The organism is Thiobacillus denitrificans ATCC 25259 (assembly GCF_000012745.1).
GTDB classification, from domain to species: domain Bacteria; phylum Pseudomonadota; class Gammaproteobacteria; order Burkholderiales; family Thiobacillaceae; genus Thiobacillus; species Thiobacillus denitrificans_B.
Window position 1 is genome coordinate 63,757 of record NC_007404.1, and the last position, 11,197, is coordinate 74,953.

Genomic DNA, 11,197 nt, shown 5'->3' on the forward strand with positions numbered 1-11,197 from the left:
CAAGGTATGTGCGGCATAGCAGGTGAATTGCGGTTCGACGACAGGGCGCCCGATGCGGCGACGATGACGCGCATGCTCGCGCGGCTCGCCCGCCGCGGACCCGACGCGGAAGGCCAGCACGCAGCGGGCCCTCTGCGGCTTGGCCACCGCCGGCTCGCGATCATCGACCTCTCGCCGCGCTCGGCGCAGCCGATGGTCGACGCCGCGACCGGGACGGCGCTCGTGTTCAACGGCACGATCTACAACTATCCCGAACTGCGCGCCGAGCTCATCGCGCTGGGCCACGCCTTCCATTCCGACGGCGATACCGAGGTCATCCTGCGCGCCTACCTCGAATGGGGCGAGCGCTGCGTCGAGCGGTTGCACGGCATGTTCGCGTTCGCGATCTGGCACCGCGACGAACTCTTCCTCGCGCGCGACCGGCTCGGCATCAAGCCCCTCTATTACAGCGAAAACGCCGGCAGCCTGCGCTTCGCCTCGACGCCGCAGGCCTTGCTCGCCGCGGGCGAGGTCGACACCGGGCTCGACGCCGTCGCCCTGCATCACCTGTTCACGCTGCACGCCGTCGTGCCGGCGCCGCGCACGATCCTCAACGGCGTGCGCAAGCTCGCTCCGGGGACGACGCTGACCGTTAATCTACGCGGCGAGTTGCGCCACCGCAGTTACTGGAGCCTGCACGCGCAACGTCCGGCCGAAACCAGGAGCGAAGCCGAGTGGACCGACGCGATCCACGACGCGCTGCGGCGCGCGGTGCAGAAACGCATCGAGATCGCCGACGTCAAGGTCGGCGTGCTGCTTTCCGGCGGACTCGATTCGAGTCTGCTCGTCGCGCTGCTCGCCGAGCTCGGCGTCTCCGACCTCATGACCTTTTCGGTCGGCTTCGAGGACCATCCCGAGGAGCGCGGCAACGAATTCGAATACTCCGACCCGGTCGCGGCGATGTATGGCACGCGGCACCACAAGTATCTGATCCCGAATTCGGAAGTGCTGCGGCGTCTGCCCGAGGCCGTCGGCGAGATGTCCGAGCCGATGTTCGCGCAGGACGCGGTCGCCTTCTACCTGCTCGCCGAGCAGGTCAGCAGGACCGTCAAGGTCGTGCAGAGCGGCCAGGGCGCCGACGAGGTGTTCGGCGGCTACTTCTGGTATCCGCGCATGGCGGCCGAGGCCGAAGGCAGCGCGCTCGACCGCTTCCGCCGCCATTATTTCGACCGCGACCACGCCGAGTTTCTCGAACTCGCCGACCCGCGCTACCACGGACCCGATTACACCGGCGAGCTCATCGCCGCGCGTCTCGCGGAACCTTTCGCCGACGAATTCATCGACCAGGTATTGCGGACGGACACGACGATGCTGATCACCGACGACCCGGTCAAGCGGGTCGACAACATGACGATGGCCTGGGGGCTCGAGGCGAGGGTGCCGTTCCTCGACCACACGCTCGTCGAGCTCGCGGCGACGATGCCGCCCGCGATGAAGCTCGCGTCCGAAGGCAAGCACGTGTTGAAGCGCATCGCGCGCGGCCGCGTCCCGGACGCCGTGATCGATCGCAAGAAAGGCTATTTCCCGATGCCGGCACTCAAATACGTACGCGGCGAGTTTCTCGACTTCATGCGCGACATCCTCGATTCACAGGCCTGCCGCCAGCGCGGCCTCTACCGGCGCGCCTACGTCGAGCACCTGCTCGACGCGCCCGAACAGCATCACACCCGCATCCAGGGCAGCAAGCTCTGGCATCTCGCGCTGCTCGAATACTGGCTGCAGACGCATGTCTGAGTCGCGGGCGCGTACCTTTGCCGCGAGGCTGCGCGCGGCGCGGCCCGACATTGCCGCGGCGCTCGCGGTCGTCGTCGCGCTCGCGTTCCCGGCGCACGCCGAGGAGACCGATTTCGACACCTGGCTCGCGGCATTTCGCGACGAGGCACAGGCGCAGGGCATCTCGCCGGCCACGCTGGCCAGCGCGCTCGACGGTATCGAGCCGGTCGAACGCGTGATCGAGCTCGACCGCCGCCAGCCTGAATTCCTGCAGACCTTCGCCGCCTATCTGGCGCGGCGCGTCACGTCGGAACAGGTCGACCGCGGCCAGACGATGCTGGAGGCGCACGCGGATCTGTTCGACGCGGTCGAAACGCGCTACGGCGTCGCGGCCAACGTGCTCGCCGCGTTCTGGGGTCTGGAAACGCGTTACGGCGCGTTCAAGGGCGGCCTCAACATTCCCGCGAGCCTCGCCACCCTCGCCTACGACGGCCGTCGCAGTGCCTTCTTTCGCAAGGAACTGCTCGATGCGCTGCGCATCATCGACGCGGGGCACGTGACCGCGCCCGAGATGAACGGCTCGTGGGCCGGCGCCATGGGGCACATGCAGTTCATGCCATCGACGTTTCGCGCCTACGCGGTCGACGCCGACGGCGACGCGCGCATCGACCTCTGGCAATCGCTGCCCGACGCGATGAATTCGGCGGCGAATTACCTGAGCCGTGCCGGTTGGCGCAGTGGCGAGCCCATCGCGGTCGAGGTCACGCTGCCGCCCGACTTCGATCTGCGTAAAGCCCGGGCCGGCCATCGCCAGCCGGTCGCGGACTGGGCCGCCGCCGGCGTGCGCGCCGCATCGGGATGCACGCTGCCGCAGGTGAACGGCAAGGCCGGGATTGTCCTGCCGCAGGGGTGGGAGGGGCCGGCCTTCATGGTGTTCGACAACTTCGACGTCGTGATGCGGTGGAACCGCTCGGTCAGCTACGCGCTGACGGTCGCGCAACTCGCCCAGCAACTCGCGGACGGCGACGGCCTCGTGCATCCGGCGGTCGAGGAAGCGGCGCTCAGCCTCGTGCAGGTGAAACTGCTGCAGCAGGCGCTCAACGAGCTCGGCTTCGACGCCGGCGAACCGGATGGCGTGCTCGGGCCGCAGACGCAGGCCGCGCTGCGCCGCTATCAGGTCGTGCATGCACTGCCGGCCGACGGCTACCCGGGCAGTGCCGTCATGGCCCACGTCGCACGGACCCACGCGGCCGCGTTCCCGCGCGCCGAGCCCGAACCGGAAGCGGAGCCGCCGAGCTTCGACGTCAACCCGCACTGAACGAGGACGGCGAGCTGTGCTATTTTTTCCCCGTTGGAGACGGACTGGAGGGCGGAGTGAGCGAAGCGCGCAACGTTTTGGGTGGGCTGCTGCAGGTATGCAGCGCGTCGCCGCTGACCGGATTCACGCGTGAAGGCGTCTGCCACACCGGCCCGCACGACGTCGGCAGCCACACGGTTTGCGCGCAGATGACCGAGGCGTTTCTCGACTATGCGCTGCAGTGCGGCAACGACCTCGTCACGCCGGCGCCCGAGCACGACTTTCCCGGGCTCAAGCCGGGCGACCGCTGGTGCCTGTGCGCGGTGCATTGGCTCGACGCCGCCGAGGCGGGTGTCGCGCCGCCGGTGATCCTCGACGCGACCCACGAGCGCGCGCTGGCCGGGATCGCGCTCGGCGATCTCAAATATCACGCGCTGCGCTATCCCGATTATCCGGGCCCGGACGACGCCGGCGCATGACGCTGCAATGCTGGAAATGCGGCGCGAGTCTCGCCGGCCTGCTGTTGCCGCTAGCTCGCGGCGAGACCTGCCCGAGCTGCCGCAGCGCGCTGCACGTCTGCCGCATGTGCCGGCATTTTGATGCCCATCGTCCCGGGCAGTGCCGCGAACCGAGCGCGCGCCGCGTCGCCGACAAGACGCACGCGAACGACTGCGGCGCCTTCGTCCCGCGGCCCGAAGCCTACAAGGGCGGTGGCGCGGCGATCGCGCAGGCGAGCCGTTCGGCGCTCGACGCCGTGCTCGCTGCACCACCGCTGCCGCGTATCAAGAAGTGAACCGGGCGCCGCGCAGGATGGCGCGCCGCCTGAGTCTCACAAGGCCGACAGATACGCCGCGAGCGCCTCGATGTCGGCGTTCTTGAGGTTGCGCGTGTAGGCCGCCATGCGCGGATCGACGCGTTCGCCGCCGCCGTCGCGGTAGCGCTTCAACGAATCCTCGAGGTATTGCACCTGCTGCCCGGCGAGCCGCGGAATCTTGTGCGCGCCGCCGGCGCTCGCGCCGTGGCAGCTGACGCAGAGCTTGCCGTAGAGCTCCGCGCCCGCGACGGCCCGCGCGTTGGTCTGCGCCGGCTTTTTGAGGACCGGCTGGCGCGACAGGAAGAGCGCGACGTCGATCCGCTCGTCGGGCGAGAGCGCCTTGATCATGCCGCTCATGAAGGCCGACGACTGGCGCTGGCCGTGTACGAACTTGTTCATCTGCTCGAGCAGATAGTCGGGGTTCTGGCCCGCCAGATTGGGCACCTCGGGGCGTACGCTGTTGCCGCCGACGCCGTGGCAGTGACGGCACACGGCCGCGCCTTTCTCGCCACGCGTGAGTGCGGCCGGCAGGCGAGTCGCGTCGCCGTCGATCTGTGCGAGCTGCGCGTGCAGCGCTGCGGGCGACGGCTCGACCGGCTTTTCCTTGGCGTGCAGTGAAGCCGAGGCGGCGACGGCGGCGATCAGGAGCGAGCGGTGCAGGCGGAAGCGCGGGTTCAAGGGCACGGAAACATCCTTAAAAAGACACAAATATCGTTAATGTTGTCTGGATGTTTACGGCAAGAAAGCGGCGATCTTGAGGGGCTGCCGCGCGCCGGCTAACCCGCGGCGTGCCGGCGAAGCTGGCCCAGCGCCCGCCACTCGTAAAGCACGAGGCCGACGCCGATCAGGGCGATCCCGGCCCAGCCGGCCAGCGGAATCGTTTCAGCATTGAACGCCTGCCCGAGGAGTAGCGCCGACACCGGGGTCACGAGTGTGATCAGCGCGACGCGCCCGGCGTCGAGGCGCCGGATCATGTAATAGTAGAGCGTGAATCCGACCACCGACCCCAGCACGCCGAGGTAGACGATCGCCCAGCCCGCGCGCGCCTTGATGCCGGCGGGGAAGGCGCCGGCGTCGGCGACGAGCCACACCAGAACGAAGAGCGGCACGGCGACGCCGAGCGAGCCGGTGGTCGTTGCGAGCGCGGAGGCGCCGACGTTCAGCCGTTTGACCCACACCAGGCCGAGCGCCTGTACCGCCATGCCGCCGAGCACCGCCGCGGTGCCGAGTCGCGCGTCGGCGTCGCCGGGCCAGGGCTGGCCGAAGATCAGCCACAGTCCGCCGAGCGCGATCACGAGCCCGCTGATGCGCTGCGGCGTGAGCGTGCGCTCGCCGAGCCAGAGCGCGGCGAAGACCCCGGTCAGCAGCGGCGAGAGGCCGAAAATGACCGAGATCAGCCCCGACGGGATATGCAGGGCGCCCCAGTAGGTCAGCAGCATCGACACGCACAGCGACAAGCCGCTCGCGGCATAGAGGCGGCGCGCCGCTGCGTCGAGCGGCAGCGCGGTGCGGGTCGCGCCGACCACGAGCAGACATACCGCCAGCCCTATCAGCATGCGCGCGGCGACGGCGAAGCTGAAGCCGGCGCCCTGCGCGCTCCATTGAATGGCGAGCGGCGTGGTCGACCAGATGACGATGACCGCCGTGTAGGCGGCAGGAATCGACACGACGGCTCAGCGCATGTAGTCGCCCGCGCGCTCCGGCTGATAGGCGAGATCGACGATGCGCGCGCCGACCTTCTGCCCGTTCGGCGCCTGCCACTCGATCTCCTGGCCGACCGCGAGGCCGAGCACGGCGATGCCGGCCGGCGTCGTCACCGGGAGCTGGTCCGGGCTGCCCGTGAAGTCGCGCGGGTAGACGAGCGTCATCTCCATTTCCTTGCCAGCCGGCTCGACCACGAAGCGGATGCGCGAATTCATCGTCACCACGTCGGCGGGCATCGCCTCCGGGCGCAGGATCTCGGCGCGGTCGAGTTCGTCGCGCAATGCCTCGGCGCCCGGAAGGTCATCGGGCAGACCGGCGAGCATGTCTTCGAGGCGCTCGAGGTCGCGCTCGGATACGGTGATGGCGGGACGGGTCGTGATTTCCATGGCGGTCTCCTGCTGTGCAAAATGAAAACCGCCCGGGCCGGAGCGCGGGCGGTGTTGCGCAAAACTATAGCACCGCGCGCGGCGCGCGGCCAGTCACGTTGGGGGCGTGTCGCCTTGTCGCGATCCAGTCGCGGGAACCCGCGGACGGCGGGGTCGAGCGGTCGAGCGCGCGCTTACGTCGACCCGCCGGCAATCGCCTGCAGGCTGTCCGCAGCGATCTCGCGGACGTCGGCGTCGTCGTCTTCGACGCGCGCGTCGAGCCAAGGCTTCGCCGCGGCGTCGGCGGTGAGGCCGAGGTAGTGGCAGGCGTCGGCGCGCACGCGTGCGTCGGGGTGCTGCGACAGTTCGCCGAGGCGCGGCAGCAGCACGCGCAGGGCCGTGGTGCCGGCGAATTGCTCGAGCAGCGCGCCGGCGCCGAGGCGGACGTTGAGGCTGGCGTCGACGTTGCCCACGATCGGAAGCACGGCGGCGAGCAGCGCCGGGTCCGCCTCGATCGTGGCCTGCGCGCGCGGCAACTGGCCCTCCTTCAGCAGCTGATGGAACCAGTCTGCGATGCCGGCTTCGCTATCGGCCTTCGCCGCCCACGTCGCGAGCTCGGCCTTGCCGTGGACGCCGGAAAGTTCGATGCGGCCGATGCGTATCCACGGCACCGAGCGCACGCCGAGCGCCTGTCCGACTTCGGGATGCTGCTCGAGGTTGACCGCTTCGAGGCGTCCGACCACGCCCTGCTTCACGAGATCCGCGAGCGCCGCGAGCACGGCCGGACAGTGCGGACAGTGGGTCGAGAGCAGCAGCAGCGCGTCGGGTGCGTTTCCGGAGGGCAGGGACATGGCGGGGCGGATCGGCGGATAATCGATGCCATGGAATTTACCATCCTCCCCGTGACGCCGTATCAGCAGAACTGTTCGCTCGTGTGGGACGCCGACGGCGTCGCCGCGCTGATCGACCCGGGCGGCGAGACCGAGCGGCTGCTCGACGAGGTCTCGCGGCGGAAGCTCGTGCTCGCGAGCGTGCTCCTGACCCACGGCCATCTCGATCACGTCGGCGCCGCGCTCGAACTGCGCGAGCGGCTCGGCATCCCGATCATCGGCCCGCAGCGCGACGAGGCGTTCTGGCTCGACAGCCTGCCGCAGCAGGCCGAGCTGTTCGGTTTTCCGCCGGCGAAGGCGTTCACGCCGGACCGCTGGCTCGAGGACGGCGACACGGTCGACGTCGGCGCGATCCGTTTCGACGTGCTGCACTGTCCCGGCCACACCCCCGGGCACGTCGTGTTCTACGACGCGTCCGCCCGCCTCGCCTTCGTCGGCGACGTCCTGTTCAAGGGCTCGATCGGGCGCAGCGACTTTCCGCGCGGCAACCACCGCGCGCTGGTCGCGGCGATCCGCGAGAAGCTCTTTCCGCTCGGCGACGACGTGCGCTTCGTCCCGGGTCACGGCGCAATGTCGAGCTTCGGTCACGAGCGCCGCGACAACCCCTTCGTCGGCGACGCCGCCGGCTGAGCGCCGCGTTTCCGCCGGCAGTTCAGCGCGCCGGCTTCGACGCGAGCGGCGTCACCGCTTCGACGAAGGCGCCTGCGGCGTCCGCCGTCGCGCGGTCGCGGTCGCGGTAGGGGTTGTATTCGACGATTTCCATCGCGATGAAGTCGGGGTCGCCGCGCAGCCGCGCGAGCGCCGCGGCGAGTTCGGCGCAGCGGATCCCGCCCGGCACCGGCGAGCCGACGCCCGGCTCCTCCTCGGGGTCGAGCGCGTCGAGGTCGACGCTGACGCCGAAGCCGGCGGTGCGGGCACGCACCCGCGCCAGCGCCTCGTCGAACACGGCGCGAAGGCCACGCGCGCGCACTTCGTCCATCGTGTAGACGCGCACGCCGAGTTGATGCAGCAGCGCCGCCTCGCCGGCCTCGTAGCTGCGCACGCCGATCAGGCACAGGTCGCCCGGACGCAGGTCGGGCAGCGGCGGGCCGAAGGCGCGCAGCGCCGCATGGCCGCGGCCGAGCAGGCTTGCGACCGGCATGCCGTGGAGTTGGCCGCTCTGCGTCGTATCGAAGGTGTGACTGTCCATGTGCGCGTCGATCCAGATCAGTCCGAGCGCGCCGCGGTCGGCGAGCGCGCGCTGGGCGCCGCTCCATGTGCCGATCGCGCACGAGTGGTCGCCGCCGACGACGAGCGGGAAATTGCCCTCGTCGAGCACGCCATGGACCTTTTCCGCGAGCTTGCGGTTGAGTGCGGAGACCGCGATCAGGGCTGCCTGCGGCGGCATGCGCGGCACGCGCAGGATCGCGTCCCAGGCGACGCGTTGCAGCGGGGTGTCGTGGAACACCTCGTAATGATGTAGGGCGTCGGGCCCGGCGGCGCAGCCCGGGTCGGGTGCGCCGGCGCAACTCGCGGCGCCGATCACGATGATGCTGCGCTCGGGCTTGGGCTCTGACATGCTTCAGCCTAGCAGGTGGGCCGCCAGGCGGGCGAGCGAACGCGACGGCGCCGTCGCTCAGTGGCTCGTGCCGGCCGAGCGTGTCGTCTTGTTGTAGACGTTGTACTTGCCCGAGGGCTTGCTCATCGGCAGGCGTTTGACTTCCTTGAAGGTCGCCGCGTCGTAGACGATCAAGGCGCCGTCCATTTCCCAGATGCTGACGAGCGCGTACCTGCCGTCGCGGGTGAACTCGACGTGCGCCGCGGTCTTCCCGGGCTCCGGGGTCAGGTTGCGCGCGACCTCGAGCGTGCGCTTGTCGATGATCGTCAGCGTGTCCTTGGCCGGGCTCATGAAATTGTCGGTCCAGGCGTAGGGCGTGTTCTCGTGGCTGCGCATGAAGAAGCCCGAGCCGAGCGTTTCGACCCGCTTGATCACCTTCCAGTTCTTCATGTCGATGATGCTGATCACGCCGGACTTGAGGTTCGGTGTCGCCATCACCGGGCGGCCCTGGTAATCCCAGGTGATGCCGGAACCGAGGTGCGGCATGCCCGGGATGTCGAGGTCGGCGACCTTGATGCGCGCGTCGAGGTTGACGACCTGACCCTTGCCGCCCTCGCGCGAGGCGCCCATCAGGTGCTGGTAGGGTTGGTCGAAATAGAAATCGTCGAGGTAGTCGTCGAGCGGGATGCGGCGGACCGGGAACGGCCCCTTGTCGGCGAGTGCTTCGGCCATGCGGAAATCGTGCACCAGCCCCGGGAAGATCGGCTCGTGCTCGTCGGTGTAGGGGATCTCCCAGACCTCCTTGACGTCCTTCAGCGCGGCGATGAAGCTCTTGCGCGGCGCCGCATCATAGACCGCGGAAACGCGCGAGCGCTTGCCGGTGTCGTCCTTCGCCTCGATCAGCTTGAGCGGCGTGAGGTCGGCCGCATCGAGCACGACCAGGGTCTGCGGCAGATAGTTGCCGACGATCACGTAACGCCCGTCGCCCGACACGGCGAGGTTGCGGGTGTTGATGCCGGCGCGGATCTCGTGCGTGATCTTGAGGTTCCAGATGTCGAACTTGGCAATCCAGCCATCGCGCGAGGCGAAATAGACATAGCGCCCGTCGGGCGTGAACTTCGGCCCGCCGTGCAGGGCGAAGCGGGTCTGGAAGCGGTGGATGGGTTTGAAGCTGTCGCCGTCGAGGAGGGTGGCGTGGTGGTCGCCGGTTTCCACCACCACGAAGAGGTTGAGCAGGTCGGCCTTGAATGCGGGTGTGTCCGGCAGGCTGCCAGCCTTGAAATTCTCGATGCGCGACGCCTTGATCTCGGCGAGTCCCCAGACGGGCACGCTGGCGGGCGGCGTGTAGACGAAATCCGTCAGCGCCTGGATCTCGGCGGCAGAGAGCTTGTCGCCGAAGGCCATCATCTGCGAAGCGGCGCGGCCATTGGCGATGACTTTCAGCGCCTCGGGTTTGCGCAGCCGTTCCAGGTTTTCCGGCAGCAGCGCAGGGCCGGTGCCGCCGAGGCGGTCGATGCCGTGGCAGCTGGCGCAGTGTCGGGCGTAGACCGCGGGCACCGGTTCGGCGGCGGACGCGGGCGAGCTTGCCAGCAGGGCGGCGGCAAGCATGCAGAGGCGGGAAAAGTGCTGCATCAGCGCGCCACCCGCCGCAGCGGCACATAGGGCGTCACGGTCAGCCGCTCGTGCGGTGTGGTGACCCCGATCTCCTCGTCGTCGAGGTAGCAGGCGGGGTCCTCCTGCCAGGGGTCGCCGGTGAGCTGGTAGGCGCGCACCCGGGTGTTGCCGCCGCAGATGTCGAAGTAGGCGCATTCGCCGCAGCGCCCCTTGACCGCGCGCGGGCTGGCCTTGAGCCCGGCCATCAGCGGATCGCTGGTATCGGGCCAGATTTCCGAGAACGGCCGCTCCTTGACGTTGCCGAGGCTGTAGTTCCACCAGAAGGTGTCCGGGTGCACGTTGCCGAGGTTGTCGATGTTGGCGATGTTGACCCCGCTGGAATTGCCGCCCCACTGCGCGAGCTTGGCGCGCATGTGGCCTTCCATCGCGGGGAAGTGGCGGCGGATCCAGAACAGCAGGTAGACGCCGTCGGCGTCGTTGTTGCCGGTGACGAACTCCTTGTGCAGCCCGGCCTGCTGGTAGCGCCAGCAAGTGTCGAACAAGAGGTCCATGGCCTGGCGGGTGGCCTGGTGCACCACGTCGTGCTTGCGGTTGGTGTTGCCGCGGCCGGCGTAGTTGAGGTGCGAGAGGTAGAACTTGTCGAGCCGCTCGTCCTCCATCAGCTGCAGCAGCGCGGGCAGGTCCTGCGCATTGTCCTGGGTCAGGGTGAAGCGGATGCCGACCTTGATGCCGCGGTCGCGGCACAGGCGGATGCCGCGCAGCGAGGCGTCGAAGGCGCCGTCCATGCGGCGGAAGCGGTCGTGGGTCGCGGCGATGCCGTCGAGCGAAACCCCGACGTAGTCGAAGCCGATCGCGGCGATGCGCTCGATGTTGTGCTCGTCGATGAGGGTGCCGTTCGACGACAGCCCGACGTAGAAGCCCATGTCCTTGGCGCGCTGCGCGATGGCGTAGATGTCGGGGCGCAACAGCGGCTCGCCGCCGGAGAGGATGAGCACCGGCACGCGGAAGCGCTTGAGGTCGTCCATCACCGCGAACACCTCGTCGGTGCCGAGCTCGCCCGGGAAGTCCTTGTCGGCGGAAATCGAATAGCAATGCTTGCAGGTGAGGTTGCAGCGCCGCACCAGATTCCAGATCACCACCGGGCCGGGCGGCGTGCGTTCGGGGCCGAGCGGGGTCGGCTGGGCGAGCTCCTGCAGGTATCGGGAGATGCGGAACATGTCTTTT

The 11,197-nt window shown here is 69.0% G+C and carries 12 protein-coding genes; 5 read left to right on the forward strand and 7 right to left on the reverse strand.

Annotated elements, in window-relative coordinates:
- Window positions 1–6: 6 nt before the first annotated feature.
- The 4 genes from TBD_RS00290 to TBD_RS00305 are packed head-to-tail and all read left to right on the forward strand — an operon-like array spanning window position 7 to window position 3,842.
- Complete coding sequence (locus tag TBD_RS00290) at window positions 7–1,773, forward strand: N-acetylglutaminylglutamine amidotransferase (protein ID WP_011310573.1); 1,767 nt, start codon at window positions 7–9, stop codon at window positions 1,771–1,773.
- On the forward strand, window positions 1,766–3,070 hold the full coding sequence (locus TBD_RS00295) for a lytic murein transglycosylase (RefSeq protein WP_011310574.1): 1,305 nt from the start codon (window positions 1,766–1,768) through the stop codon (window positions 3,068–3,070). The genes TBD_RS00290 and TBD_RS00295 overlap by 8 nt, the downstream gene beginning before the upstream one ends.
- A gap of 56 nt (window positions 3,071–3,126) precedes the next feature.
- Complete coding sequence (locus TBD_RS00300) at window positions 3,127–3,528, forward strand: DUF2237 family protein (protein WP_011310575.1); 402 nt, start codon at window positions 3,127–3,129, stop codon at window positions 3,526–3,528.
- The gene (locus TBD_RS00305) at window positions 3,525–3,842 is read left to right on the forward strand and encodes a hypothetical protein (RefSeq protein WP_011310576.1); all 318 of its coding nucleotides are present in this window, start codon (window positions 3,525–3,527) and stop codon (window positions 3,840–3,842) included. Before TBD_RS00300 ends, TBD_RS00305 begins: the two co-directional genes overlap by 4 nt.
- A 36-nt stretch (window positions 3,843–3,878) precedes the next feature.
- Here the strand turns inward: TBD_RS00305 and TBD_RS00310 are convergent, their stop codons facing one another.
- The 4 genes from TBD_RS00310 to TBD_RS00325 all read right to left on the reverse strand — a co-directional run bounded on the left by TBD_RS00310 (window position 3,879) and on the right by TBD_RS00325 (window position 6,783).
- Window positions 3,879–4,547 (reverse strand): c-type cytochrome, encoded by a 669-nt coding sequence (locus TBD_RS00310; RefSeq protein WP_011310577.1) that lies wholly within the window; start codon window positions 4,545–4,547, stop codon window positions 3,879–3,881.
- 92 nt (window positions 4,548–4,639) lie between these two features.
- A complete protein-coding gene (locus TBD_RS00315; RefSeq protein WP_011310578.1) occupies window positions 4,640–5,530 on the reverse strand; it encodes a DMT family transporter in 891 nt (296 codons plus the stop codon).
- 6 nt (window positions 5,531–5,536) lie between these two features.
- A complete protein-coding gene (gene rnk, locus TBD_RS00320; protein ID WP_011310579.1) occupies window positions 5,537–5,953 on the reverse strand; it encodes a nucleoside diphosphate kinase regulator in 417 nt (138 codons plus the stop codon).
- Between the two features lie 173 nt (window positions 5,954–6,126).
- On the reverse strand, window positions 6,127–6,783 hold the full coding sequence (locus tag TBD_RS00325; RefSeq protein WP_011310580.1) for a HEAT repeat domain-containing protein: 657 nt from the start codon (window positions 6,781–6,783) through the stop codon (window positions 6,127–6,129).
- Between the two features lie 30 nt (window positions 6,784–6,813).
- On the opposite strand from TBD_RS00325, the gene TBD_RS00330 reads away from it, so the two are divergent.
- On the forward strand, window positions 6,814–7,452 hold the full coding sequence (locus TBD_RS00330; RefSeq protein WP_011310581.1) for an MBL fold metallo-hydrolase: 639 nt from the start codon (window positions 6,814–6,816) through the stop codon (window positions 7,450–7,452).
- Between the two features lie 22 nt (window positions 7,453–7,474).
- Here TBD_RS00330 and TBD_RS00335 read toward each other — a convergent pair whose 3' ends face one another.
- The 3 genes from TBD_RS00335 to nirJ are packed head-to-tail and all read right to left on the reverse strand — an operon-like array spanning window position 7,475 to window position 11,190.
- Window positions 7,475–8,380, reverse strand: a complete 906-nt coding sequence (locus TBD_RS00335) for an arginase (protein ID WP_011310582.1) — start codon at window positions 8,378–8,380, stop codon at window positions 7,475–7,477.
- Between the two features lie 57 nt (window positions 8,381–8,437).
- Window positions 8,438–9,991, reverse strand: a complete 1,554-nt coding sequence (locus TBD_RS00340; RefSeq protein ID WP_011310583.1) for a nitrite reductase — start codon at window positions 9,989–9,991, stop codon at window positions 8,438–8,440.
- Complete coding sequence (nirJ, locus tag TBD_RS00345; protein ID WP_011310584.1) at window positions 9,991–11,190, reverse strand: heme d1 biosynthesis radical SAM protein NirJ; 1,200 nt, start codon at window positions 11,188–11,190, stop codon at window positions 9,991–9,993. Before nirJ ends, TBD_RS00340 begins: the two co-directional genes overlap by 1 nt.
- Between the last annotated feature and the right edge of the window lie 7 nt (window positions 11,191–11,197).